Genomic DNA, 25,931 nt, shown 5'->3' on the forward strand with positions numbered 1-25,931 from the left:
ATTCACCGTCCGAACCGCGCCACCAGGTGCCAGACCCGCTTCAGATCCTGCTCGTGCGCGCGCCCGGTGGCCGCGGCACGTCCGATCACCGCCGCATCCAACCGTCCGCCCTCGGCGATCTGTTCACCGACGGCGACGATCCCAGCACCACGGAAGTCCGGATGTCGCCGCAGCTCGGCGACGGTCAGGACGCGACCCTCGTGCCACTCCACCGGCACACCGAGGGCGTGCGCCTGATCCTGCACCAGGGTCCCGGCGTAACAGAGATCCAGGACGAGTGCCTCGACGTCGGTTGCCAGGTGGATCGGCCCGTGCACGTGGGCCTCGATGTAGTCGTCCAATGCACCACCCAGGGCCGCCTCCTGCGCCTCGGTGCGTGGCGTTGCGGCGAACTCCTCGGCCAGGGGAATCAGGTCACAGGACTGGGCGGTAGCGAAGTCCTGCGGGTTCAGCACCGAATCCGGGAAGCAGAACGTGGTGCGCGCCAGAGTGTGCCGGGCCAGACGCAGGTGGGCCGACCCGAACCGGGGGGCCGCCCCGATGGAGCGCCGGCGGTGGTTCAACGCGCCGTACTTGGGTCGCTGGGCCGGTGGTGCGTCGTCATAGGCGCCATCGAAGATCCGCTGCTCCCAGCGCCACCGGTCGCCGCCGGGGTGGGCGCTCAGCCCACCGGCGGAGGTGCCGGTCTCGAACTGGCTGCGGTAGGTACCGTGCTCGGCCATCTGCGCCAGCACCGTCCGCCCATTCGTGAGCCGGTCGGGGTGGAAGTTCAGCGTCACCCGCAGGTCCCCTTCCAGCGCCGGACCGCGGGCTCGCCTGCGCACCGCCGCCACCGCACGGCAGGCCCAATCGGTCATCTCGCCCGCCGTGCCGGCGGCAGCGCCCGGGGTGACATCGCTCATCACCAGCACTATGCCGCCGCCACCCCACTGGCCACAACAGCACCCGCACGCGTGATCCCCGCCTCAGTACTTCTCCCGGTGGTGGGGTCGGTGACACACTGAGGCTGCGTCGTCGTCGGGCACTGCCCGGCGCACAGAGAGTGAGGAGCGCTGGGTGAGGATCGCTGTGGTGGGCACCGGGTACGTCGGGCTGTCCCTGGCCGTCATGCTGGCTCAACATCATCAGGTGCTGGGCCTGGACATCGATGCTGAGAAGGTGGCCCAGATCAACGCCGGCCACTCCCCGATCATCGATGCGCTGCTCCAGGAGTACCTGTCCACCAAGGAGTTGAACCTGCGCGCCACCACCGAGGCCACCGAGGCGCTGGAGGGGGCGCGGGTGGTGATCGTGGCCACCCCCACCAACTACGACGAGGTGTCCAACTACTTCGACACCTCCTCGGTGGAGAAGGTGCTGGTGCAGGTCGGCGAGTTGGCCCCGGAGGCCACCGTGGTGATCAAGTCCACCATCCCGGTGGGATTCACTTCACAGATGCGCACCGAGCACCCGGGCCTGAACGTGCTCTTCTCCCCGGAGTTCCTACGCGAGGGCCGGGCGCTGGAGGACAACCTCTACCCCTCCCGGATCGTGGTGGGTGAGCAGTCCGAGCGCGGGCGGGCCTTCGCGGATCTCCTGCTGGAGGGGTCCCTGGCCAAGGATGTGCCGGTGCTGCTGACCGGGTCCACCGAGGCCGAGGCGATCAAACTCTTCGCCAACACCTACCTCGCACTGCGAGTGGCCTACTTCAACGAGTTGGACACCTACGCCGCGGCCCACGGGCTGAGCACCCGCCAGATCATCGACGGGGTGGGCCTGGACCCGCGGATCGGGGCCCACTACAACAACCCCTCCTTCGGCTACGGCGGGTACTGCCTGCCCAAGGACACCAAACAGCTGCTGGCCAACTACGACGAGGTCCCGCAGAACCTGATCCGAGCGGTCGTCGATGCCAACACCACCCGCAAGGACTTCGTGGCCGCCGACGTGCTGCGCCGCAACCCGCAGGTGGTGGGGGTCTACCGGTTGATCATGAAGGCCGGTTCGGACAACTTCCGCACCTCCTCCATCCAGGGCATCATGAAGCGCATCAAGGCCAAGGGCGTGGAGGTCATCGTCTACGAACCGAACCTGGATGAACCGGACTTCTATCACTCCGAAGTGGTCAACGACCTGGAGGACTTCAAGGCCCGCGCCGACGTGATCGTGGCCAACCGGCCCACCGATGAACTGCAGGACGTGGCAGCCAAGGTCTACACCCGCGACCTGTTCGGGCGGGACTGAGCCAGACCGCGGCCCACCCCGGCGCCGCGTCCGGGCCTCAGGCGTTCTCTGCCGGGGACCAGGTCGGGCCGTTGCGGGCGGCGAGGGTCTCCTCGAACCAGGTGCGGGCGTTGCGTTCCATCACGAACGACAGCACCGGCACCACCCCACCGGCGATCAGGGCCACGATCCGACCGAAGCCCCAGCGCATCCTCGACCACAGGTCGAACACCGACACCAGATAGACGACGTAGATCCACCCGTGGACGAATGCGATCCAGTTGCCCAGCACCGGAGCGGCGCTCCCATCGGCCTGCACTCCGTTGAGTTGCAGGGCGTACTTGAGGAACATCTCCACCACCAGCAACAGCAGGAACCCGCCGGTGATGAAGGCCATCACCCGGTAGCGGGCGAAGGAACCACGGTCCCTGGAGTCGACCAGGGCCTCGCTGGTGTCCCGTCCACCGTGGCCGTCCGGCGCATCGGATGAACCGCCGGCCGGCCGGTCGCCGCTGCGGTCCACGGGCTGGGAGGGCGTGGGCTCAGTCATCCCCCCATTGTGTCACCGCCCCGCCCGTAGTTGCCCAGCAGGTCCTTGCTCGCGCCCCGGGGGCAGTCCGGATCTCCTACTCCAGGTCACGATAGGCTGATCCCAGGTGGGCACACCCTGGCGTGTAGCGACCGGACCCACGGTGACCATGGCACGCTAAGGCACGCCTGCCCCTCGACCAGGAGCCACACGTGCCCGCCGAACCCACCCCGTCCCGGCCGTCGCCGCGCACCCGCCGGCTGCTGCTGCCGGTGACCATGGCGGTGGTGGCGATCGTGGTCGCGGTGATGCTGCTGAACCGGGAGAGCCCGGACGACGTGCAGCGCCAGGACCAGGTCCAGGCCTGGACGGCGGACCTGGATGCCTGGGCCGGGGCCACCACAGAACGGCTCGGCCCGGCCGGCACCCCCGAGGCCGGCGAGCACGACCTTGCCGCGCTGTTCGAACCGGACTGGACCCAACCCGTGCGCTACCCGGTGCAACCCAGCACCGCAGGCTGGGCCGACGTCGATGCCGTCAACGCCGCGTGCACCGCCTATACCTCGTTCATCCAGTCCGGGCAGGAGGCCGTCCAACCCCCGGCACCTCCGACGGGTCTGGACACCGAGCACCCAGACGCCGGCGAGACCGGCCAGCGTTTCGGCGACTACCAGCTGGCGGTGGCGGACTTCCAGCGCAGCACCGGCGGCATCGAGTCGGCCGTGCGGACCTTCTGCGGGACCTACCCGGCGCTGGTGGCGGCGCACGCCGGGGCCGCGGAGGCACAGGCGGACCTGGATGAGGCGCTCCGGTGCACCGAGGCCGGCTGCGCACACTCCCCCCGACTCGGCCACCACCCCGGGCGAGCTCGTCGAACTCGCCGAAGCCGCGGCGGCGATCCCGAACGACCAGATCCAAGCCTCGCTGAGCACCCAGTGCTACCTGGTGGACCTGGCACCGGTGTGCGCCGCCGATGCCCTCGAGGCCGCGGAACTGGCCCGGGCCTGGCGCGCCTGGGACGGGGAACTGACCGACGGCGGGCCCGACGACGACGTGGCCGGGACCGAGACCATCATCGGGGCCGCCCGCGCCGACTTCGACGCCACGAGCGCCGACCTGGACCGCGCCGGTGCCGGCGAGCTCGCACAACAGCATCTGGAGGAGTTCGGCTCGACGCTTTCCGGCGCCGCCACCGAACTCTCGGCGGCCCTGGACCAGGCCCCGGCCTGAGCCGGTGAAGGCGGCCACCACGCCGGGCCGCACGACAGCGCCGTAGCCAGACCGCGCCCTTCCCGCCACCGGGGCCGGGTGACCGAAAAGACATGGCTCGCCCGGTCCGGGCTGGCCTAACCTTGACCCTCGTGCGAGCCCTTCCTCACCCCGATCCCGGTCGCCCTCCGCTGACCGGTCCAGCCGCCTTCATCTGGTGGCAGGCCAAGCGGCAGTGGCCGGTGCTGCTGGGTGCCATCGGATTCGGGGTTCTCGGTGCCCTGTGCCAGGCTGCGCTGCCCTACATCCTGGGCCGCGCGGTCGATGAGGGCCTGTCCGCGGGCGTGGGCGAGCAGTTGATCTTCTGGTGCATGGTGCTGCTGGGTGTCGGTGCCGTCGCGATCGTGGCCAACGCCGTCGGGCACCGCTTCGATGTGGCCAACTGGCTGCGCGCTTCACTGAACGCCTCCCAGTTGCTGGGCCATCACGTGACCAGGTCCGGTGCGGGCATCACCAAGGAACTGCCCACCGGTGAGGTGGTCGCCACCGTGGCCACCGACGCGCTGCGGTTCGGCGAACTCTTCGCCGGCATGGCCCGGTTCCTGGGTGGCGTGGTGACCTACATCGTCGTCGCCCTGGTACTGCTGAACAGTTCGCCGGCGCTGGGCCTGACCGTGCTGATCGGGCTGCCGGTGGTGGCGGCGATCCTGGCGCTGCTGGTCCGGCCGCTGCAGCGCCGCCAGGCCGCGCAGCGGGAGGCCCAGGGCCGGTTGACCACGCTGGGTTCAGACACCGTTTCCGGCCTGCGGATCCTGCGCGGGATCGGTGGGGAGGACGTCTTTGCGCAGCGCTACCACGACCAGTCCCAGCAGGTGCGCCGGCGCGGGACCGCCGTGGCGCAGACCCAGTCGACCCTGGACGCGTTGCAGGTACTGCTGCCCGGGTTGTTCCTGGCACTGGTGGTGTTCCTCGGTGCGCACCTGACCGTGCGCGGGGAACTGACGCCGGGTCAGCTGGTCACCTTCTACGGCTACGGGGTGTTCCTGACCCAACCACTGCGCGCAGCCACGATGGTGGTACAGCACGGCACCCGCGCGGTGGTGGCCGCGCGGAAGATGATCAAGGTTCTGCAGGTGGTCCCGGACGTCGCCGACGAGGGCACCGCAGCGGCACCGGCACCGGGTGCCACCCTGGTTGACCTGCGCTCGGGTCTGGAGGCCAAGCCTGGTCAGGTCCTGGCCGTGGTGGCTGCAGACCCCGACGCCAGCGCCGATGTGCTGATCCGGATGTCCCGGCTGATCGACACCGACACCACGGTGTGCTGGGACGGCCAGGACATCCGCTCCTACCCGCTGGCCGCCGTGCGCGAGCGGATCGTGCTCGGTGAGCCCACACCCGCCCTATTCACCGGCACGTTGGCCACCGAGGTCGACGCCCGCGGTGGGTCCACGCCGGAGGAACTGCTGGCGGCCCTGGACGTCGCCGACGCCGGTGACGTGCTGGAGTCGCTGCCGCAGGGCCTGCACGGGCGGATCGCCGAGAAGGGCCGGTCCCTCTCGGGTGGGCAGCGTCAGCGCGTGGCCCTGGCCCGGGCGCTGACCACCGATGCCGAGATCCTGCTGCTGATCGAGCCGACCTCAGCGGTTGACGCCCACACCGAGGCCCGGATCGCAGCGAACCTGCGCACCGCGCGAGCCGGACGGACCACGGTGATCGTCTCGGCCAGCCCGCTGCTGCTGGAGCACGTCGATGAGGTGGCGTTCCTGGGCTCCGACGGCGTGGTGCGGGCCCGCGGAGGCCACCACGAACTGCTCGAGGCCGCCGAGGCCGGGTTCGAGCACGCCCGGAGCTACCGGGACGTGGTCAGCCGCAGTATGGGTGAGCCCGGGGAGGGAGCGGCCGAGGACGGCGAGTTCGCAGACGGCAAACCCGGGCACGGGGAGACCGATGACAGCGAGACCGCAGGGGGCGCGGCCGAGATCGACCGGACCCTGGCCCGCGACTCCACCGAACCTGCCGGCGCCACCGGGGAAGGAGTGCCGCGATGACATTGCCCGTGGCCGACTCGGCGACGGTTCGCTCACGCACCGGCACCCTGCTGCGCCAGCACTCGGCGAAGCTGACCGGTGTGGTCACCCTGCACACCTTGGCGGCACTGGCCGGCCTGGTGGGGCCGTGGCTGCTGGGCCGGATCATCGACGACGTCACCGGCGGCACCACCGCCGCCGCGCTGAACATCATGGTGGCCATCCTGGTGGCGGCCGTGCTCGCCCAGACGGTCCTGGTGCGCTTTGCCCAACGCAACGCCATGATCCTGGGTGAGGAGGTCTTCGCCGACCTGCGCGAGGACTTCATCGCCAAGATCACCGCCCTGCCGCTGTCCACGGTGGAGCAGACCGGTACCGGTGACCTGGTGGCTCGTACCACCAACGACATCGACCGGGTGCAGTACACGGTGCGCTTCGGTGTGCCACGGGTGCTGGTGTGCCTGGCCACGATCCTGCTGACCGTGGTGGCCGGGCTGCTCACCAACGCGCTGGTGGCGCTGGCCACCTTCGTGGGGGTACCGGTGCTGGTGCTGGCCACGCGGTGGTACCTGCGCCGGGCCACCCCGGCCTACCTGCGCGAGTCAGCCTCCTATGCCGCCATCAACGGCTCCCTGACCGAGTCGGTCGAGGGCGCCCGGACGGTGGACGCCTTGTCCCTGGGAAAGCGGCGGCGCGAACGGATCGACGCCGACATCTCCGAGGCGTTCAAGGCCGAGAAGTACACCCTGTGGCTGCGTACCGTGCTGTTCCCCGGGATCGACGCTGCGTTCATCCTGCCGATCGTGGCCGTCCTGCTGTGGGGCGGGTACCTGGTCGCAAACGGGCACGCCACCATCGGTGCGGTCACCACGATCGCCCTGTACGCCATGCAGATGATGAACCCGATCGAGGAGTTGATCTTCTGGCTCGATGAAATCCAGGTGGGCGCGGCGTCCATCTCCCGGATCTTCGGAGTGGAACTGGTCGAGAAGGACCGCACCGCCTCCGGTGAGCAGCCCGAGGACCAGCAGATCAGGACCGAGGACCTGCGGTACGCCTACCGGGAGGGCCAGGATGTGCTGCACGGCATCGACCTGGACCTGCAGCCGGGCGAGCGGCTGGCGGTGGTGGGCCCCTCCGGGGCGGGCAAATCCACCCTGGGCCGGATGCTGGCCGGGATCCACCCGCCCACCGGCGGCACGGCGGCCGTCGGGGGGGTGCGGTTGGTGGACCTGCCGCTGGAGGACCTGCGCAAGCAGGTGGCCCTGGTGACCCAGGAGCACCACGTGTTCGTGGGCTCACTGGCCCAGAATCTGCGCCTGGCCAAGAACGAGGCCGACGACGACGAACTGCACCGGGCCCTGGCTGCGGTGGACGCACTGGGGTGGGCCCGGCGCCTGCCACGCGGTCTGGACACCGAGGTCGGCTCCGGCGGAGTCGCCCTGAGCCCGGCGCAGGCCCAGCAGGTGGCACTGGCCCGGTTGGTGCTGATGGACCCGCACACCCTGGTGCTCGATGAGGCCACCTCGCTGCTGGATCCGCGGGCGGCCCGGCATCTGGAGCGTTCCCTCTCGGCGGTGCTGCACGGGCGCACCGTGGTGGCGATCGCACACCGGCTCTACACTGCCCACGACGCCGACCGGGTGGCCGTCGTCGACGCCGGCCTCATCTCCGAGATCGGCCCGCACCACGACCTGGTCGAGGCCGGCGGGGACTATGCCGCCCTGTGGGAGTCCTGGAACCAGGAGTAGCCCGCCGACGGCCGGGGACGCGCTCTGGCAGGCTGTGCTCATCACCAACCGCCTACGCAAGGAGACACCGATGAGCGCCCCCCGCCTGGATGGCCTACCCGACCTCACCTGGACCAACGGCCCTGGTCAGTGGGATCTCACCGACGGTGTTCTCACCCTGACCTCGGCGGCCCGGGTGGACTGGATCAACTACGCCTCCGCGGGAGACCAGCCCTCCCGGCAGACCGCCACCAGCCTGGGGTTCGTCCCGGAGGGGGACTTCCAGTTCTCCGCCCGGGTGCAGGTGCCCGGTCCCCGGACCACCTTCGATGCCGGTGTGCTGACCCTGTGGGCCGACGCCGAGCACTGGGCGAAACTGTGCTTCGAGTACTCGCCGCAGGGTGGGGCGATGGTGGTCAGCGTGGTCACGAACGGCTACTCCGACGACGCGAACTCCTGGGTGGTCGACGGCGACACGGTCCATCTGCGCATCGCCCGGATCGGTCCGGCGTACGCCATGCACGCCTCCAGCGACGGAGACAGGTGGGACTTCGTGCGCGTGTTCCGGTTGGCCACCACCGACGCGGTGGCGGTGGGGATGCTCGCCCAGGCACCGACCGGTGACTCCGGCACCGCACGTTTCAGTGACATCACGTTCACCGAGACCACGCTCGCCGCACTCCGCGACGGCTCCTGACCGCGCCGCCGTTCTACTCAGGGGGCGGGCACACGCGCGCGCACGACGTCGTCGTCGGCATGTTGTGTGCTGGCAGCACCGGTGGGTCCGGCTCGGCGCGCCTCCTCCCCCTCGTCGTCACCGCCGGGCCCACCACCGGGCCCACCACCGGGCGCACCGGCCGGCGCGGAGGCGCGCGCTCTTCGCGGCCTGCTCGCGGTCGTACCGGACCTCATCGCGCACCATGCGCCACCACAGGAACAGTGCGAACCCGCCGAAGATCCACCACTCGGCGGCGTAGGCCAGGTTCTGGATGTTCAGTCCGGCGTCGGCGATCTCGGGTGGGCCGACCTGCGCCATCGGTGGCCCGACCTCGGGTTCGGCGGAGATCAGGCGCAGGTGCGCCGAGTAGATCGGACCGCCCCACACGTTCACCAACTGGGCCGAGCTCACCGCGTCCACCAGGTGTGGCTCGGGCAGCCGGGCCCCGGCCCCCTCCGAGGGGGCCAGGTACGCCAGCACCCGCACCGGCTCGCTCGGCACCTCGGTGAGCAGGTCCGGATCGGCCTCGGGAACCCAGCCGCGCACCACCGGAACCACGGCTCCGGCGTGCTCGCCCTCACCGAGCACCAACGCGGTCAGCACCCAGTACCCCACCTGACCCTCGTGGGAGCGACCGACCACGAAGAACTGATCCTCTGCTCATACACTCCCTCGGCGATCACGCGCAGACCCACCATCTCCTGGACGAGTTGGGTCTGCGGACCCACCACCTCGCCCAACGGCTGCGGGGGCGCGCTCTCACGTTCGGCCTGCTCCATCGCCGCAACCTGGTCCCCGCGGACCTGGGCACGCTCCAACTGCCACATCCCCAACCGCACGCACACCATCGCACCGATCAGCAGGATCACCAGGATTCCGAGCAGGCGAGGCTTGGTCGCTGCTCGCAACCACTGCCGCCACACCCCTTGATCCACCCACCCAGCCTACGCCGCGTCGCGGCCGGAATCACCACGCCGAGGGCGCCCCGCCGGCACACCCCCAAGCCGCAACCGGGCACTCTCGGGCATCCGCGCATCCGCTGGCCGCGGCGCCCTGCACAACGTCAGCCAGCCCACACCCGCTCCCGCCGCGGGAGCATCCGGTGGCCGATAGCCTGCGGGGTAGGCAGCCGCACTGAACTCCACCCGAGGAGCAGATCCCATGGTCTCCAGCGTCTACGTCACCTCGCCCGAAGGGCACACCGGGAAGTCATCGGTGGCCCTGGGACTGGTGGATCTGTTCGTGCGGCGGGTCACCCGGGTGGGCGTCTTCCGCCCCGTGGCCCGCAGCGGCACCGAACCGGACTCGGTGCTCCAACTGCTGCTCAGCCACGACGGCGTGGACCTGTCCTACGACGAGTGCGTGGGGGTGACGTATGAGGACGTGCACGCCGATCCCGACGCGGCGCTGAACACGATCATCCGCAAGTACCGGCTGGTGGAACGGCAGTGCGAGATGGTGGTGATCGTCGGCTCGGACTACACCGACGTGGCCGGCCCGACCGAACTGGCTTTCAACGCCCGCGTCGCAACCAACCTGGGTTCCGCCGTCGTGCTTGTCACCTCCGCAGTCGACCGGCCTGCTGAGGCGGTGCGCTCGATGGTGGACGTGGCCACCGCCGAACTGCACTCCGCGCACGCCAAGGTGGTCGCGGTGGTCGCCAACCGCGCCAACCCCGATGAGTTGCCCAAGGTACGTGAGGCGCTGGCCGATCTGCCGCTGCCGGCCTGGGTGATGCCCGATATTCCGCTGCTGTCGGCGCCACTGGTGCGGGACCTGATGCAGGCCGTCGACGGCACCCTGATCGCCGGTGAGGAGGCGCTCCTGGAGCGGGAGGCCGAAGGGGTGATCGTGGGCGGGATGACCATGGAGCACATTCTCGACCGGCTCACCGAGGGGGCGATCGTGATCGTGCCCGGCGACCGCTCCGACGTGATCCTGGCGGTGCTGTCGGCGAACCGTGCCGAGTCCTTCCCCACCCTGTCCGGGCTGATCCTGAACGGCGGCTTCCGCCCGCCCGAGCCGGTCCGGCGGTTGCTGGACGGGCTGTCGCTGCAACTTCCGGTCATCACCACCGACCTGGGCACGTACGAGACCGCCAGCGAGGTCGCCAGGACCCGGGGACTGCTCTCCGCGGGCACCCAGCGCAAACTCGACCTCGCCCGAGCCACCTTCGCCACCCATGTCGACGGCGAGCAACTCCTGGATGCGGTCGACATCCCCAGGACCGACGTCGTGACGCCGCTGATGTTCGAGTACGACCTGCTCGAACGCGCCCACCAGGCCGGCAAGCACGTGGTGCTGCCGGAGGGCGCCGACGATCGCATCCTGCGCGCAGCATCCTCCCTGCTCGCCCGCGACGTGGCCGCCTTGACGCTGCTGGGTGAGGAGTCCGAGGTACGCGGTCGGGCCCGCCGTCTCGGCCTGGACCTGGACGCCGCGCAGGTGCTCTCCCCCACCGATCCCGACCTGACCGAGCGCTTCGCCGCCGAGTACACCGCGCTTCGCGCCCACCGGGGGATGACCATGGACCGGGCCCGGGAGATCGTCACCGACGTGTCCTACTTCGGCACCATGATGGTGCACCTGGGTCTGGCTGACGGGATGGTCTCCGGCGCACAGCACACCACCGCACACACCATCCGGCCGGCCTTCCAGATCATCAAGACCGTCCCGGGCGTCTCGATCGTCTCCTCGGTGTTCTTCATGGCCCTGGCCGACCGGGTGCTGGTGTACGGCGACTGCGCGGTCAACCCCGACCCGACCGCCGAGCAACTGGCCGACATCGCCATCTCCTCAGCCCGCACGGCCGCCCAGTTCGGGGTGGACCCAAGGATCGCGATGCTGTCCTACTCCACCGGGGAATCCGGGTCCGGGGCCGAGGTGGACAAGGTTCGCACCGCCACCGAACTGGTGCGCGAGCGCCGCCCGGACCTCGTGGTCGAGGGGCCGATCCAGTACGACGCGGCCGTGGACGTGTCGGTGGCCAAGGCGAAACTGCCCGGTAGCGCCGTGGCCGGCCGCGCCACGGTGTTCATCTTCCCGGACCTGAACACCGGCAACAACACCTACAAGGCGGTCCAGCGCAGCGCCGGTGCGGTGGCGGTGGGACCGGTACTGCAGGGCCTCAACAAACCGGTCAACGACCTCTCCCGGCGCTGGTGCAGGACATCGTCACCACGGTGGCGATCACCGCCGTGCAGGCCGAGGCCGCTGCTCAAGCCGGGCACGACCAGGCGGTGCAGACCGAAGGGATCGGGTGATGGTGAACGACGACGGTCGCGACGGCGGCGCGAACCCGGGTGCGGACGCCCGCGACGGCGGCGCTCCCCCTGGCCGCGCAACCACCAGCGACGACGGCGCAACCGCTGCTGGCAGCGCGCGCGGGTCCAGCGGGGTGGTCCTGGTGATCAACTCCGGTTCCTCCTCACTGAAGTACCAGGTGGTGGACACCGGCGCCGAGCAAGCCCTGGCTACCGGCCTGATCGAACGCATCGGCCAACCGCTGGGCATCTGCACCCACTCCAACGGTGGCCGGGCCCAGCGCACCGAACAGCCCGTGCCGGACCACGAGGCGGCCATGGCCCTGATGCGGTCCGCCTTCGACCAGCACGGTCCGGACCTGGACGATTCGGACCTGGCCGCGCGGTGGGCACCGGGTGGTCCAGGGCGGGGCCAGGTTCGGGGGGCCGGTGCTCATCGACGACGAGGCCATTGAGATCATCGAGAGCCTCGTGGACCTGGCGCCACTGCACAATCCCGCGAACCTGCAGGGCATCCGCGCCGCCCGGGAGTACTTCCCGCAGATGAAACACGTGGCGGTCTTCGACACCGCTTTCCATCTGACCATGCCCGACTACGCCGCCACCTATGCCATCGACCAGGCGGTGGCGGCCGAGCACCGCATCCACCGATACGGCGCGCACGGCACCTCCCACCAGTACGTCTCCCGGGAGGCCGCCCGGTTCCTGGGCATGGGGCCCGAGGAGGCGAACCTGATCGTGCTGCACCTGGGCAACGGGGCCTCGGCCACCGCGGTGCGTCAGGGCCGCTCGGTGGACACCTCGATGGGCCTGACGCCGCTGGAGGGCCTGGTCATGGGCACCCGCTCGGGTGATATCGACCCGGCGGTGGTGTTCCACCTGGCCCGCACCGCGGGGATGGGCATCAACGAGATCGACGAACTGCTGAACCGCCGCTCCGGCATGCTCGGCCTGAGCGGGCATGCCGACATGCGCGACGTGGACGCGGCGATCACCGCCGGGGACGCCGATGCGCGCCTGGCCCGGCAGATCTACACCTACCGCATCCGCAAGTATGTGGGGGCCTACACCGCGGCACTGGGGCACGTGCACGCCATCGTCTTCACCGCCGGGATCGGGGAGAACGACACGGCGGTGCGCGCTGAGTCCCTGGCCGGGCTGGAACGCATGGGGATCGAGGTGGACCCCCAGCGCAACACCGCACCGGTGCGGGGCACCCGCGTGATCTCCACCGACGACTCCGCGGTGGCGGTGCTGGTCGTACCCACGAACGAGGAACTGGAGATCGCCGGCCAGGCGCTTTCGGTGGTCAGCGATTGAGGCCGTTTCTGCGCTGCGGTGCCGGGGCACCGATCTGCCCTCCCGCGACCGGGGCACCGCTCGGTACGCGTGCCGCGCCGCGACGGCCCGGGCTGTGGTCGCGATGAGGATGTCGGGCCTCGAGTTCGCTGCGCCGGCGTGCCCGCCGAACTACCATGGGGGTGATTCCAGGGAGGTGGCCAGGTGACCGAGGACAGGGCAGACGTGGTGCTTCGTGAGGTGACCGACTCGGATCTTCCGGTGTTCTTCGGGCACCTGCGCGATCCGCAGGCCGCCGCGATGGCCGCGATCGCCGATGATCACCCCAACGATCAGCACGCCTTCGAGACCAGATGGGCAAAGTTGCTCCGCGATCCCGAGGTGCATGCGCGCACCATCACCTACGCCGCGAGTGACGAGGTACTCGGCCACATCGTGGGCCTGCCTGTGGACGGGGAGTTCCGGGTCTCCTACTGGGTGGACCGGGCCCACTGGGGGCAGGGGGTGGCCACCGCAGCGTTGCGCGCGTTCCTGGACGAAGTGCCGATCCGGCCGGTGGTGGCTCGCGCCCCGCGGCACAATGACGCCGCCGTGGTGGTCCTCAAGCGCAACGGCTTCCAGATGGTGGGCGAGGAGTCCGGGTACGTGCTCGAACGCGGCACCGTGATCGATGAACTGATTCTGCGCCACGCCTGAATCCAGCCCGGTGGCGCGGCGTCCGGCCGTTTTGACGAGCCATCCCAGCAAGCGAGAGGAAAACAATGCCCACGATCGGTGTGCAGGCCATGATGCTGCGCGACCACGCCAAGGAGCACGGTGTAGGTGAGTCCCTGCGCCGGGTGGCCGAACTCGGTTACCGCGCGGTGGAGATGTCCCAGATCCCGATGACGCCGACGAACGTGGAGGCGATTGAGCGAGCCCAGCAGGACCTGGGTATCGACATCGCCTCGTTGTCCGCCTCCTACCTGCCCCAGCGTGGTTCGGACAGTCTCAGCGAGGATCTGGACAAGATCAGCGCCGACTGCGAGCGCCTGGGCGTGCGGTACCTCCGCATCGGGATGGCACCGCTGCAGTACCTGACCAGCATCAGCGATGTGGCCGACTTCTGCGCCGGTGTGGACAAGGTCGCGATGGAACTGGCCCAACGGGGGGTGCGGTTGTACTACCACAACCACCACGTGGAGTACGGACGCCTGGAGGGGCGCACGCTGCTGGACATCATCTACGATTCCGCGCCGAACCTGGGCCTGGAGGTGGACGTGCACTGGGTGCAACGCGGCGGCGACGACCCGGTGCGGGCGCTGCACCGCTACGGCGAGCGGACCGAGTTGGTGCACCTGAAGGACTACCGGATCGCCATCATGCCGCCCGAGGCGATCGAGGCCCGCGAGGCCGGGGACTTCGCCGCCTTCGGTGAGGCCTGGCGGGACCTGGTTCAGTTCGCCGAGGTGGGGGAGGGCACCCTGGACTTCCCCTCGATCATCACCGCCTCGGCCGAGATCGGCGCGGAGTACCTTTTCGTGGAGCAGGACCAGTTCTACGGCCGGGACGTGTTCGAGTGCCTGCGCATCTCCCGCGACAACCTCATCGCGATGGGCTTCGGGGAGATGTTCTGAAACTGGAGTGCTGATGGGGTGACTTCGGCGCCACCACGGTCTACCTGAACACTGCCTCGATGGGGCTGCCTCCGCGCACCACCCGGAACGCGTTCGCCACCGAGCAGGCCCACCGCGTCGGCCGGGCGCTGCGCTACCGGGTCCTCCGCTGACGCCTGGCGTCCCGCCCGGGTGGGGCCGGCGCCGTCAGTGGGGCGTGATGGCGGTCAGGGGTGGGTCATCGTGGTGACGTCCAGGGCGGCGTCGAGCTGGTCCGGTGTCACCTCGCCGCGTTCGATGTAACCCAGGTCCTCTACGGCCTGCCGCACGGTGATCCCCTCGGTGACGGCGTGCTTGGCGATCTTGGCGGCGGCCTCGTATCCGATCAGCCGGTTCAGCGGGGTCACGATCGAGGGTGAGGACTCGGCCAGTTCCCGTGCCCGCTCGACGTTCGCGGTGATGCCGTCGACGCACTTGTGCGCCAGGTGCTCACTGGCCCGGGCCAGGATCGTGGTGGACTCCAGGATGTTGCGGGCCAGCACCGGCAGCATCACGTTGAGTTCGAAGGACCCGGTGGTTCCACCGAAGGCGATCGCCGCGTCGTTCCCGATCACCTGGGCGCACACCATCAGCATCGCCTCGGGGATCACCGGGTTCACCTTGCCCGGCATGATCGAGGAACCCGGCTGCAGGTCCGGGATGGCGATCTCGGCCAGCCCGGTGTTGGGTCCGGAGCCCATCCAGCGCAGGTCGTTGCAGATCTTCACCAGCGACACGGCCACGGTGCGCAGGTGCCCGGAGGCCTCCACCAGGGAGTCCTGGGCGCTCTGTGCCTCGAAGTGGTTGGGCGCCTCGGTCAGCGGGAGTCCGGTGTGCTCGGCGATCAACCCGGTGACCCTGGCGCCGAACCCGACCGGGGTATTGATCCCGGTACCGACCGCGGTGCCGCCCAACGGGAGTTCGGCCAGGCGGGGCACTGCCGAACGCACTCGCTCGACGTTGCGGATCTGCTGGGCGTAGCCGCCGAACTCCTGCCCGAGGGTGACCGGGGTGGCGTCCATCAGGTGGGTGCGGCCGGCCTTGACCACGTCGGCGAACTCGGTCGCCTTGGCCTCCAGTGCGGCGGCCAGGGTCTCCAGCGCGGGCAGCAGTTCGGTGGTGACCGCCTGGGTGGCGGCGATGTGGATGGAGGCGGGGAAGACGTCGTTGGAGGACTGGGAGGCGTTCACGTGGTCATTCGGGTGCACCTGCACCCCGGAGCGACTCGCCAGCGTCGCGATCACCTCGTTGGTGTTCATGTTGGAGGAGGTGCCCGAGCCGGTCTGGAACACGTCGATGGGGAAGTCGTGGTCGAACTCTCCGGCGATCACCCGGTCGGCGGCGGCCACGATCGCCTCGGCCCGGTCCTGGTCCAGCACGCCCAGTTCGGCGTTGGCCAGCGCAGCGGCACGCTTGACCTGGGCCAGTGCGGCGATGTGGTGCCGGGAGATCGGGATCCCCGAGATCGCGAAGTTCTCCACCGCCCGCTGGGTCTGAGCGCGGTAGGTGGCGTTCTTGAGCACCCGGACCTCGCCCATGGTGTCGTGCTCGATCCGGTACTCGGTCTCCTGGTTCACTTCTTCCACCTTCACGCTCGGAAACGTCGCCGTCAGCCTATCTCGCCGGCGTGCCCACCGGCGCCTCAGCGGATCCGGGTCGCGGCCCTGGCGGTGCGCATGCGACTATCGATCGCAGCCTCCCTCATAGGGGCTTGCGGCCCCGCTCACCGCTAGCGCCGGCCGGCCCGGTCGCCCTCGATCAAAGGCCACAGCAACCGCAGTTCCAGGGCCGGGGCGCGCGAGGCACCCACGTGCCAGGGCCGTGGCGATGCATCCGGTGGATACCACCGGGCCCGGGAGCCGTCGCGGTCGATGACCACTCCGCGTGCGGTGCGGTAATCCATGAGACGGGTGAAGGTTCGCGGTGCCCCGGGGCGGTAAGCCGGCGCCGGGGAACTGCGGTGCGTGCGCAGGTGCACACGATGTGCGGCGCGGACCACCACCGAGTCCTCATCGGACCACCACCGTCCGGGGTGTTCGACGGTGAGCACGTCCTGCCCCTCGTCAAAACTCACCTGCAGTGAACCGGCACCGGTGCTGACTGCATCTGCGGTGAACCACTCATCGAGTGGCTTGCCACCGGGCCAGTGCCCGAACATGACCGGGACGCACGACGGCGGGCCCTCCGGGGGGAGCAGCAGGGCCTCGATCGCGGCGGCCAACTCGCCGAGGTGGCCGGTCGTCATGGCGTACTCGTTCCGCGCTCGGAGGCACGCAGGGCGAGTGGATCCTTCGATTCCCCGGTGAGCCAGCGGCCCAGCACCGTCACCGATTGGTCGGTGTAGCCATGGCGGGTGTAGAAGGACGCCACCGGGTTGTCCTGGCGCGCCATCACCTGCACCTTGCGGGCGCCGTGCCCGGCCAGCCACTCCTCACACGCCGTCAACATCTGGCTCCCGTAGCCGCGGTCGCGCATCCGGGGGTCGGTGGCGAAGTAGTAGATCCACCCGCGATGTCCGTCTACGCCCACGATGGCGGTCGTCACGATGTCTCCGTGCTGGGGCGAGGCCTCCGGAGTCCCGGCCACCCGGTGCTGCTCGATCACCGCCGGCCCCGGTAGGCGGGCGATCAGCACGGTGGAGATCGGGCTGGTGCCGGCCTGGTGGAAGTCAACCGGGATGATTCCATGGCCGGGTCAGGCCCGCGCGGTGCCACAGCGCGATGACCTCGGCGGCATCCGACCGGTCCGCCTCGGTGGCGCGCGCATGCGGGAGGTGAACGCCGCTGCCCCCGGTGTCGCCGTCGGGCATCACATCGGACCCGCGCGCCGCACCGGCAGACTCCCCGGACGTCACACCCGGCGCACCCGGACCCACACCGGCGGAGCTTGCACCGGCCGGACCCAGGCCGCCCGGGTCCCCGCCGGCTGCGGACATCACCGCGGGTGGTAGGGAGAGACGACGACCTCCACGCGCTGGAACTCCTTGACGTCGGAGTACCCGGTGGTGGCCATCGCCCGGCGCAACGCGCCGAACATGTTCACGGTGCCGTCGGCCTTGGTGCCCGGGCCGAGCAGGACCTCCTCCATGGTGCCCACCGAGCCAACCTGCACCCGTTCCCCGCGGGGGAGTTGGGGGTGGTGCGCCTCCGGTCCCCAGTGCCAGCCTTGGCCCGGTGCCTCATCTGCCCGGGCCAGTGCCGCGCCGAGCATGACCGCATCGGCCCCGCAGGCGATCGCCTTGACCAGGTCGCCGCTGCGGCCCACACCGCCGTCGGCGATCACGTGCACGTACCGGCCGCCGGACTCGTCCAGGTAGTCACGCCGGGCCGCGGCCACATCAGCCACCGCCGAGGCCATCGGGGCGTGGATGCCCAGTGTGGTGCGGGTGGTGTGCGCCGCTCCCCCGCCGAAACCGACCAGCACCCCGGCGGCGCCGGTGCGCATCAGGTGTAACGCGGCAGTGTAGGTGGAGGCCCCGCCCACGATCACCGGCACGTCGAGTTCGTAGATGAAGCGTTTGAGGTTCAGCGGCTCGGCCTGGCCGGAGACGTGCTCGGCGCTGACCGTGGTGCCGCGGATGACGAAGAGGTCCACGCCGGCCTCGACCACGGTGCGCCAGTGCTCCTGGGTGCGCTGGGGTGACAGCGATCCGGACACGGTCACCCCGGCGTCACGGATCTCCTGCAGCCGCTGGGTGATCAGTTCAGGAATGATCGGGGCCGAGTAGATCTCCTGCATCCGCTTCGTAGCGCCGGCGGCCGGCAGCTCGGCGATCTCCTGCAGCAGCGATTCGGGGTTCTCGTACCGGGTCCACAACCCCTCCAGGTCCAACACCCCGATGCCACCGAGGTTGCCGAGTTGGATCGCGGTGGTCGGGCTCATCACCGAGTCCATCGGAGCGGCCAGCACCGGCAGGTCCACGTAGTAGGCGTCGATCTGCCAGCCCACCGAGACCTCCTCGGGGTCACGGGTGCGCCGGGAGGGCACCACGGCCACGTCGTCGAAGGAGTAGGCCCGCCGGCCCCGTTTTCCGCGTCCGATCTCGATCTCGATACTCACGGGTCAAAGGCTACTCGGTCACCGGTGCGGGCGGGTGGGAGTACGCAGGGGCGTGGGCGATCCGGGCACCCGCCGGGCGCGGCTCAGCGGCGATGTCGGTGCCCTGTGCCATGGTCGGGGCATACCGATCCACCGGCACCAGCGAGGTTGACATGACTGCCCTCACCCAAGGCCCCCTCCTCGGGTTCGACACCGAGACCACCGGCGTGAATCCGTTCCGGGACCGAATCGTCACCGCAGCGCTGGTGGGACGGGGTCCGCACGGCACCGAGCAGCGCACCTGGCTGATCAACCCCGGGGTGGAGATCCCCGAGCAGGCGGCCGCGATCCACGGGATCAGCACCGCACACGCACGCGCCAACGGGATGGACCCGAAGCGGGCCCTGGCCGAGATCTCCGCCGAACTGACCGCCGCCTTCTCCCGGGACGTGCCGGTGGTGGCTTTCAACGCCACCTTCGACCTGACCATCATCGAGGCCGAACTGGAACGCCACCGGCTGCCCACGATCGGTGAACGGCTGGGCCGCCCGCTGTCGCCGGTGATCGATCCGCTGGTGCTGGACCGGGCACTGGACCGCTACCGCCGGGGCAAGCGCAAACTGGTGGACCTGTGCCAGGAGTACGGGGTGGAGGACGCCGGCGACCTGCACACCGCCGACGTCGACGTCGCCGCCACCCTGGACGTCCTGGCCGCGCAGGCCGACCGCCACCCCGAACTACTCACCCAGGACCTGGACCAGCTCCACCAGTGGCAGGCCGGGCAGCACCGGGCCTGGGCGCAGAACTTCAACTCCTGGCGCGCCTCCAACGGGTTCGAGGGTCCCGGCGCCAGCCTGCACTGGCCCCTGGGCAGGGAGGACGACGACGCGACGGCCGTGCCCACGGCCTCCCGCGACCGTTCGGTCGCCTGAGCAAGTCCGACGGGGCCGGCGCCGGGAGTACCGCTCGAGCAGTCTGCGTCAGCGACGCCCGCCGTAGTTGGGTGCCTCGGCGATCATCTGCACGTCGTGCGGGTGGGATTCCTTCAAGCCCGCCGGCGTGATCCGCACGAACGATCCGCGCTCCTTCAACTCCGGAACCGTGCGGGCACCGACGTAGAACATCGACTGACGCAACCCGCCGATCAACTGGTGCACCACCTGGCTCAGCGGTCCCCGGTAGGGCACCTGGCCCTCGATCCCCTCGGTGATGATGTCGTCATCGGAGACATCGCCCTGGAAGTAGCGGTCCTTGGAGTAGGAGCGGCGCTCCCCCCGGGTCTGCATCGCCCCCAGGGAGGCCATGCCCCGGTAGCGCTTGTACTGCTTGCCGTTGACCAGCACCAGGTCACCGGGGGACTCGTCGGACCCGGCGAACAGACCACCGAGCATCACCGAGTCCGCACCCGCCACCAGTGCCTTGGCAATGTCGCCGGAATACTGCAGTCCGCCGTCAGCGATCACCGGCACCCCGGCCGGGCGGGCAGCCAGCGCCGCCTGATGGATAGCGGAGATCTGCGGCACCCCCACCCCGGCGACCACCCGGGTGGTGCAGATCGATCCGGGGCCCACCCCCACCTTGACCGCGTCGACGCCGGCGTCCACCAGCGCCTGGGCTCCCTCACGGGTGGCGATGTTGCCGCCGACCACCTGCACGTCCTTGGTGGCCGGATCCGCCTTCAGCCTGCGCACCATGTCCAGCATCAGTCGGGCGTGGCCGTTGGCGGTATCGACCACCAGCACGTCCACACCGGCATCGGCCAGCGCGGTGGCCCGCTCCCAGGCGTCACCGTAGAAGCCCACCGCCGCTCCCACGCGCAGGCGGCCCTCCTCGTCCTTGGTGGACAGCGGGTACTGCTGGGACTTCACGAAGTCCTTGACCGTGATCAGACCGCGAAGCACGTTGCGGGCATCGACCAGCGGGAGTTTCTCGACCTTGTGCTTACCCAGCAGCGCCGCGGCCTCGGCCCGGGTGATGCCCACTCCCCCGGTGACCAGCGGCATCGGCGTCATCGCCTCATGGACCTTCGTGGTCTCGAAACTCTCGCCGGGCACGAACCGCAGATCACGGTTGGTGATGATGCCCAGCAGCACGCCCTCGGGATCGACCACCGGCAGACCCGAGATCCGGAATTGCGCGCACAGCGCGTCCATCTCCGCCAGGGTGGCGTCGGGGCCGATCGTGAGCGGGTTGGTGACCATCCCGGATTCGGACCGCTTCACCAGGTCGACCTGGGCGGCCTGGTCCTCGATGGCCAGGTTGCGGTGCAGCACACCCAGCCCACCCTGCCGGGCCACCGCGATGGCCATTCGCGCCTCGGTGACGGTGTCCATCGCTGCCGAGATCAACGGCATCGACAGCGGGATCCGGCGCGTCAGGATGGTGGAGGTGTCGGCCTCACTCGGGATGACGTCGGTCTCCCCCGGGAAGCAGCAGCACATCGTCGTAGGTCAGTCCGACGAACGCGAAGGGATCAGGGGCGGTGGCGGCGGGCTGAGGTTCGGTCACACCCCAAGTCTACGTGGCCGTCGCGATCTAGGATCGAGCGGTCTGGGTGAGGAGGCTCATGATCTCATGCAGCGCCCCGCTGAGGGTGCGGGCGCGGTGCAGGCCGTCCCGGGGGGCGATGGTGTCGGTGAGGGCGATCAGGAAGACCTCATCGCCCCGCTCGCACAGCACCCGCACCAGGTTCTCTGCGATCTCGGACTCCCCCAGGATGACTGTCAACACTCCCTGCTGGCGGGCTACCAGGTCCAGCAGCGCCTGCCCGCCATCGGCCTCCAGGCGCTGATGCGCCACCCGAACGTGCGCTCCACGCAGCGTCATCTCGGTGGCGAGCACGTGGGCGTCGGTACTCATCGACGGCACGCACTGCACCAACGCCTGGATCCGATCCGGCTCCGGCTCGGAGCTGGCCTCGGCGAGCACGGTCAGCATCTGGGCACGCAACAGCCGTTCCGGGTCGCGCCCCGGGCGATCCGGCTGCGGGCGCTGGGCGACCATCTCGATCGCGGGGCGCACCGCCATCAGCCAACCGTCCAGCAGACCGTGCTCACGTCCGGCTCGCCTGATCAGTCGCGCCAGCCGCCGATGATCCCCGTCGACCGCAGCCGCGGCCACGGTGAGCGGGTCGGCCACCATGGGCTCCTCGTCCTCCGGCCCGGCCCCAGCCGGCGCATGACCCTTCCGGCCGTTCTGCGCAGGCTGACCAGCAGCGGGCGTGGTGTCTTCGGCCGAGCCAGGACCGCCGGCTGGTGCGGCGCCGTTCCTCGCGTCCGGTTCCCCGGCTGGTGCGGCACCGTTCCTCGCGTCCGGTTCCCCGGCTGGTGCCGCACCGTTCCTCGCGTCCGGTTCGCCGGCTTTCGCCGCACCGTCGGACACATCGGTGCCCCGCAGCGCAATTTCGGCGGCATCTGCCGGTGCCACACCCTCCAAGGTGAGGCGGCGCATCGTCTCCAGCCTGGCCAGGTCGGATGCCTCGTACCGGCGGTGACTGCCGGCCACGTGACCGGATGGTCCCAGTCCGTACCGCCGGGCCCAGGTACGCAGCGTGGGAGCGGCCACTCCCAGGCGGGCCGCGACCCCGGCAACCGTCAACCGGATGCCGTCGCCAAGATCCTCCGGGGGCCCCGGCGACGTTGATGACACCGCGCACCTCCCCTTCCTGTCAGGGCCCCCCACGGGCGACTTGTCCGGACCGACCCCACGCGGGCGACCTGTCCGAGCCCGCGCACGGGCCATTCCTGCCCTAGAGACTAGGCGGCGGATCAGTTTTGAACAAGTTGACTCGCACGCATGAACAAGCGTCGAGCGCCACTGAACAATCTACGAATGCTTCGAATAGTTTGCGCATCACCCTTGAATAACCTCTGGCGCGGTTGTAGCGTGTGTCTCGTTGAACTCATCCACCACCGATGGAAGGACTGAGATGGCCGAACTATCTAGACTCCCCGGACCCGTCATGGAACGTTGGGAGTGGCAGTACGAAGGCGCGTGCCGGGCAACCGGCTCCGAGCAGTTCTTCCACCCCGAAGGCGAGCGCGGCGCATCGAGGCGTCGCCGCGACGCCAACGCCAAGGCGATCTGCGCCGAGTGCCCGGTGATCCAGCAGTGCCGTGAGCACGCCCTGAAGGTGCGCGAACCCTACGGCGTCTGGGGCGGACTCACCGAGGACGAGCGCACCGACATCCTGGCCGCCCGGATGCCCGCCGCCAGCTGAGTTCCTCCCGGACGCCCGAACGCGACCGAGCCCCGGTTCCCACTGAAGGGAACCGGGGCTCGGTGTTTGCTCAGCAGCCGCAGCCGCTAGCGGCGGGTCACTTCTCGACGATCGCCAGAACGTCGCGTGCCGAGAGGATCAGCAGATCCTCACCGCCGTACTTGACCTCGGTGCCGCCGTACTTGCTGTAGACGACCTTGTCGCGCCAACCGTGACGTCCAACGGGACGCGGTTGCCGTTGTCATCGATCCGGCCCGGGCCCACCGCCAGGACTTCGCCCTCCTGGGGCTTCTCCTTGGCGGTGTCCGGGATAACCAGACCGGACGCGGTGGTCTGCTCGGCCTCGAGCGTCTTGACGACGATCCGATCCTCGAGCGGCTTGATGGAGACCGACACTACGGACCTCCCCTTCGCATGTGATGGGAACCAGGACAATGGACCGCTACCAACTACGCACCTCCGCCGTCGCGGGGGTCGGACATGCACCGCTGGTGAACGGTCGGGACCCCGGGTGGGGCCCCTCGGGGTCCAATCTAGATCGCCGTTAGCACTCGGTCAAGGTGAGTGCTAATCATGTGGTCCACGTCGCTCCACCGAACCGCTGCACTCGTGCACCCTGGCAGAATCGTGAGTATGGATCCTGCCGCGCTCGCGCGCCTGCTCACCCCGGAGGGTTGGGCGCTGCTCGGCCAACTCCCCCCGTACTCGGAGGACGCAGCCCTGCGCATCTCCGAGGGCTTGCGCGCCCGGGGATTGGACCCGGACCTGGTGGCGGCCGCCCTGACCCAGTCCAGGCTACGCGCCAAGGCGGTCGAGAAGTTCGGCGAGTTCGCCTCCGGCATGCTGCTCACCGCCGAAGGGCTGGAGCAGGCCACCCGGCTCGAGGTGGCCGCGCTGCATGCGCGCCGTTACGCCGGGGCCGGGGCCAGCCTCGTGGCCGATCTGGGCTGCGGTCTGGGCGCGGACTCCCTGGCGATGGCGGGCCTGGGCCTGCGGGTGCTGGCGATCGAGAAGGATGAGGCCACCGCCGCCTGCGCCCAGATGAATCTGCGGGCCTTCCCCGAAGCTCAGGTGCGCCACGCCGATGGCCTGGACCTGGACCTGGTGGCCGAAGGCGTGGACGCGATCTTCGCCGACCCTGCCCGGCGCACCCGGCGCGGCAACCGCGTGTTCGATCCCAAGTCCTACTCCCCCGACCTGGACACGGTGCTCGCCCTGGCCGACACGACTCCCGACCTGGGCATCAAGGTCGCGCCCGGGATCCCCTACACCGCGCTGCCCAGCCACACCCACGCCCAATGGGTCTCGGTGAACGGAGCGGTGGTGGAGGCCGGCCTGTGGTTCGGTCGCCTCGCCACCGAGGGTGCCGGCCGCAGCGCGATCCTGCTCACCGACGCCGGTACGCACCACCTCGGGTGGTCCGGAGATGCCGATGCCCGCGCGACCCAGGCGCCCGACGGCCGCCTCGCCGCCTACCTGCACGAACCCGACGGGGCGATCATCCGCGCCGGACTGGTCGCCGACGTCGCCGACCAGCTGGGCGGCCACCTGGTGGATCCCTCGATCGCTTACATCACGACCGCCCAGGCGGTAACCACTCCCTTCGCCCGCAGTTACCGCGTGCTGGACCATTTCGGCTTCGGCTTGAAACGCCTCCGGGCCTACCTGCGCGACCGGAACGTGGGGCGGGTGACCATCAAGAAGCGCGGCACCGCCGTCGTCCCCGAGCAGTTGCGTCAGCAACTGCAACTCTCCGGCGACGCCTCCGCCACGATCGTGCTCACCCGTCTACAGGGTGAGCAATCGGTGCTCGTGGTGGACCCGCTCGAGACCGCGGGACGAGAATGAGGGCGTGACGCTTGAGTTCGCCCCCTCGTCCCGGTCCAGCCTGGGGGTTGAGTGGGAACTGGCGATGGTCGACGCCGACTCCGGAGACCTGCGCCAAGTAGCCCAGACGGTGCTCGACGCGGTCGCCCCGGACGACGGCTCCCAGCACCCGACCATCCGCCAGGAACTACTCCTGAACACGGTCGAGGTGGTCACCGGGGTGTGCCGGACCACCCCGGAGGCGATGGCCGATCTGTCCGGCTCGGTGGACCTGGTGCGTTCGATCACCGATCCGCTGCGGGTGGACCTGATGTGCGCGGGCACCCACCCGTTCGCAGACTGGGGCGGCCAGAAGGTCACCGACAAGGAGCGCTACGCCACCCTGATCGATCGCACCCAGTGGTGGGGCCGCCAGATGCTCATCTACGGGGTGCACGTGCACGTCGGCATCGAGGACCGGGACAAGGTGCTGCCGATCCTGGGGGCACTGCTCACCTTCTACCCGCATCTGCTGGCGCTGTCGGCCTCCTCGCCGTACTGGTCCGGCCGCGACACCGGATACGCCTCGAACCGGTCACTCCTGTTCCAACAGTTGCCGACGGCGGGGCTCCCGTTCACCGAGATCCGCACCTGGGCGCAACTGGAGCGGTACGTGGCCGACATGCTGCACACCGGCGTGATCGAGGACTTCACCGAGGTGCGCTGGGACCTGCGGCCGGCGCCGCAGTTCGGCACCATCGAGATGCGCATCTGCGACGGGCTGTCCAACGCCACCGAACTGGCCGCGATCACAGCGCTGACGCACTGCCTGGTGGAGTACTTCTCCCGGATGATCGATGCCGGTGAGGCACTGCCGGCGATCACCCCATGGTTCCTGGCCGAGAACAAGTGGCGTGCGGCTCGCTACGGCCTGGAGGCGATCATCATCCTGGACGCCGACGGCCGCGAGGAACTGGTGACCGATCACCTGCAGCACGTGCTGGAGGTGCTGGGTCCGATCGCGGTGGACCTGGGTTGCGCGAGCGAACTGGCCGGAGTGCGCCGGATCATCGACACAGGTGGCGGCGCGTCCCGCCAGCGCCGGGTGGCTCGGCGCAATGGCGGACGACTCGACGCGGTTGTGGCCCACCTGGTCGCGGAGTTCAAGGCTGGCCACCCGATCGACTGAGGCACTCGGGACGCAGGCGGGCTAATCGGACCTCTTAGTAGTAGACATTACCTACTAGTGGCTTTAGC

The 25,931-nt window shown here is 69.8% G+C and carries 22 protein-coding genes and 4 pseudogenes; 13 read left to right on the forward strand and 13 right to left on the reverse strand.

Features of this window, described 5'->3' with window-relative positions:
- Positions 1–2: 2 nt before the first annotated feature.
- Positions 3–902 carry a DUF3626 domain-containing protein gene (locus ACRRRO_RS03420; protein ID WP_424796390.1) on the reverse strand — a complete coding sequence of 300 codons (900 nt, stop codon included), beginning with the start codon at positions 900–902 and terminating at the stop codon, positions 3–5.
- Positions 903–1,056: 154 nt separating this feature from the next.
- Here ACRRRO_RS03420 and ACRRRO_RS03425 point away from each other — a divergent pair, with 154 nt between their 5' ends.
- Positions 1,057–2,223, forward strand: a complete 1,167-nt coding sequence (locus ACRRRO_RS03425; RefSeq protein ID WP_424796391.1) for a nucleotide sugar dehydrogenase — start codon at positions 1,057–1,059, stop codon at positions 2,221–2,223.
- Positions 2,224–2,260: 37 nt separating this feature from the next.
- On the opposite strand, the gene ACRRRO_RS03430 is transcribed toward ACRRRO_RS03425, so the two are convergent.
- Positions 2,261–2,752, reverse strand: a complete 492-nt coding sequence (locus tag ACRRRO_RS03430) for a DUF3817 domain-containing protein (protein ID WP_424796392.1) — start codon at positions 2,750–2,752, stop codon at positions 2,261–2,263.
- A gap of 777 nt (positions 2,753–3,529) precedes the next feature.
- Here ACRRRO_RS03430 and ACRRRO_RS03435 point away from each other — a divergent pair.
- From ACRRRO_RS03435 to ACRRRO_RS03450, 4 genes are all read left to right on the forward strand, one after another.
- Entirely contained in the window at positions 3,530–3,961 is a 432-nt protein-coding gene (locus tag ACRRRO_RS03435; RefSeq protein ID WP_434081076.1) for a hypothetical protein, read from the forward strand.
- Between the two features lie 131 nt (positions 3,962–4,092).
- On the forward strand, positions 4,093–5,988 hold the full coding sequence (locus ACRRRO_RS03440; protein ID WP_424796394.1) for an ABC transporter ATP-binding protein: 1,896 nt from the start codon (positions 4,093–4,095) through the stop codon (positions 5,986–5,988).
- Positions 5,985–7,718, forward strand: a complete 1,734-nt coding sequence (locus tag ACRRRO_RS03445; protein WP_424796395.1) for an ABC transporter ATP-binding protein — start codon at positions 5,985–5,987, stop codon at positions 7,716–7,718. The genes ACRRRO_RS03440 and ACRRRO_RS03445 overlap by 4 nt, the downstream gene beginning before the upstream one ends.
- Before the next feature lie 70 nt (positions 7,719–7,788).
- A complete protein-coding gene (locus ACRRRO_RS03450) occupies positions 7,789–8,394 on the forward strand; it encodes a DUF1349 domain-containing protein (protein WP_424796396.1) in 606 nt (201 codons plus the stop codon).
- A 117-nt stretch (positions 8,395–8,511) separates the two neighbouring features.
- Here ACRRRO_RS03450 and ACRRRO_RS03455 read toward each other — a convergent pair whose 3' ends face one another.
- Both ACRRRO_RS03455 and ACRRRO_RS03460 read right to left on the reverse strand, forming a co-directional pair.
- A complete protein-coding gene (locus tag ACRRRO_RS03455) occupies positions 8,512–9,057 on the reverse strand; it encodes an SURF1 family protein (protein ID WP_434081077.1) in 546 nt (181 codons plus the stop codon).
- Positions 9,012–9,350: an SURF1 family cytochrome oxidase biogenesis protein gene (locus ACRRRO_RS03460; protein ID WP_434081078.1), complete on the reverse strand. Its 339-nt coding sequence runs from the start codon at positions 9,348–9,350 to the stop codon at positions 9,012–9,014. The genes ACRRRO_RS03455 and ACRRRO_RS03460 overlap by 46 nt, the downstream gene beginning before the upstream one ends.
- A 226-nt stretch (positions 9,351–9,576) precedes the next feature.
- On the opposite strand from ACRRRO_RS03460, the pseudogene pta reads away from it, so the two are divergent.
- The 4 genes and pseudogenes from pta to ACRRRO_RS03480 form a co-directional block, all read left to right on the forward strand.
- Positions 9,577–11,511, forward strand: a pseudogene (gene pta, locus ACRRRO_RS03465) (phosphate acetyltransferase); the annotation flags it as partial.
- A 301-nt stretch (positions 11,512–11,812) separates the two neighbouring features.
- Positions 11,813–12,998 (forward strand): annotated as a pseudogene (locus ACRRRO_RS03470) (acetate kinase).
- Positions 12,999–13,181: 183 nt separating this feature from the next.
- Positions 13,182–13,673: a GNAT family N-acetyltransferase gene (locus ACRRRO_RS03475; RefSeq protein WP_424796399.1), complete on the forward strand. Its 492-nt coding sequence runs from the start codon at positions 13,182–13,184 to the stop codon at positions 13,671–13,673.
- 65 nt (positions 13,674–13,738) lie between these two features.
- Positions 13,739–14,593 (forward strand): sugar phosphate isomerase/epimerase family protein, encoded by an 855-nt coding sequence (locus ACRRRO_RS03480; protein WP_424796400.1) that lies wholly within the window; start codon positions 13,739–13,741, stop codon positions 14,591–14,593.
- A 206-nt stretch (positions 14,594–14,799) separates the two neighbouring features.
- Here the strand turns inward: ACRRRO_RS03480 and ACRRRO_RS03485 are convergent, their stop codons facing one another.
- From ACRRRO_RS03485 to ACRRRO_RS03510, 6 genes are all read right to left on the reverse strand, one after another.
- Positions 14,800–16,188, reverse strand: coding sequence for a class II fumarate hydratase (locus tag ACRRRO_RS03485; protein ID WP_434081079.1), 1,389 nt, complete (start codon positions 16,186–16,188; stop codon positions 14,800–14,802).
- 152 nt (positions 16,189–16,340) lie between these two features.
- On the reverse strand, positions 16,341–16,856 hold the full coding sequence (locus ACRRRO_RS03490) for a hypothetical protein (RefSeq protein WP_424796402.1): 516 nt from the start codon (positions 16,854–16,856) through the stop codon (positions 16,341–16,343).
- Positions 16,853–17,245: a GNAT family N-acetyltransferase gene (locus tag ACRRRO_RS03495; protein ID WP_424796403.1), complete on the reverse strand. Its 393-nt coding sequence runs from the start codon at positions 17,243–17,245 to the stop codon at positions 16,853–16,855. Before ACRRRO_RS03495 ends, ACRRRO_RS03490 begins: the two co-directional genes overlap by 4 nt.
- Positions 17,246–17,279: 34 nt before the next feature.
- Entirely contained in the window at positions 17,280–17,546 is a 267-nt protein-coding gene (locus tag ACRRRO_RS03500) for a hypothetical protein (protein WP_424796404.1), read from the reverse strand.
- Positions 17,546–18,670 (reverse strand): GuaB3 family IMP dehydrogenase-related protein, encoded by a 1,125-nt coding sequence (locus tag ACRRRO_RS03505; RefSeq protein ID WP_424796405.1) that lies wholly within the window; start codon positions 18,668–18,670, stop codon positions 17,546–17,548. Before ACRRRO_RS03505 ends, ACRRRO_RS03500 begins: the two co-directional genes overlap by 1 nt.
- A 10-nt stretch (positions 18,671–18,680) precedes the next feature.
- Positions 18,681–18,824 (reverse strand): hypothetical protein, encoded by a 144-nt coding sequence (locus tag ACRRRO_RS03510; RefSeq protein ID WP_424796406.1) that lies wholly within the window; start codon positions 18,822–18,824, stop codon positions 18,681–18,683.
- Between ACRRRO_RS03510 and ACRRRO_RS03515 the strand changes: the two genes are divergently transcribed.
- Complete coding sequence (locus tag ACRRRO_RS03515) at positions 18,823–19,581, forward strand: exonuclease domain-containing protein (protein WP_424796407.1); 759 nt, start codon at positions 18,823–18,825, stop codon at positions 19,579–19,581. The two genes, ACRRRO_RS03510 and ACRRRO_RS03515, sit on opposite strands and share 2 nt — an antisense overlap.
- Positions 19,582–19,629: 48 nt before the next feature.
- Here ACRRRO_RS03515 and guaB read toward each other — a convergent pair.
- Together guaB and ACRRRO_RS03525 are read right to left on the reverse strand one after the other, a co-directional pair.
- Positions 19,630–21,157 (reverse strand): annotated as a pseudogene (gene guaB / locus ACRRRO_RS03520) (IMP dehydrogenase).
- Between the two features lie 27 nt (positions 21,158–21,184).
- The gene (locus ACRRRO_RS03525) at positions 21,185–22,297 is read right to left on the reverse strand and encodes a MerR family transcriptional regulator (protein WP_424796409.1); all 1,113 of its coding nucleotides are present in this window, start codon (positions 22,295–22,297) and stop codon (positions 21,185–21,187) included.
- Positions 22,298–22,577: 280 nt separating this feature from the next.
- Between ACRRRO_RS03525 and ACRRRO_RS03530 the strand changes: the two genes are divergently transcribed.
- Positions 22,578–22,868, forward strand: coding sequence for a WhiB family transcriptional regulator (locus ACRRRO_RS03530; RefSeq protein WP_424789016.1), 291 nt, complete (start codon positions 22,578–22,580; stop codon positions 22,866–22,868).
- 97 nt (positions 22,869–22,965) lie between these two features.
- Here the strand turns inward: ACRRRO_RS03530 and groES are convergent.
- A pseudogene (gene groES / locus ACRRRO_RS03535) lies at positions 22,966–23,264 on the reverse strand (co-chaperone GroES).
- A gap of 237 nt (positions 23,265–23,501) precedes the next feature.
- Between groES and ACRRRO_RS03540 the strand changes: the two are divergent.
- Positions 23,502–24,716 (forward strand): class I SAM-dependent methyltransferase, encoded by a 1,215-nt coding sequence (locus ACRRRO_RS03540; RefSeq protein WP_424796410.1) that lies wholly within the window; start codon positions 23,502–23,504, stop codon positions 24,714–24,716.
- Between the two features lie 4 nt (positions 24,717–24,720).
- Positions 24,721–25,863: a glutamate--cysteine ligase gene (locus tag ACRRRO_RS03545; protein WP_424796411.1), complete on the forward strand. Its 1,143-nt coding sequence runs from the start codon at positions 24,721–24,723 to the stop codon at positions 25,861–25,863.
- Positions 25,864–25,931: the final 68 nt, after the last annotated feature.

Origin of the sequence: Sanguibacter sp. Z1732 (assembly GCF_051020515.1) — a bacterium.
In the GTDB taxonomy this organism is placed as follows: domain Bacteria; phylum Actinomycetota; class Actinomycetes; order Actinomycetales; family Beutenbergiaceae; genus CALKWS01.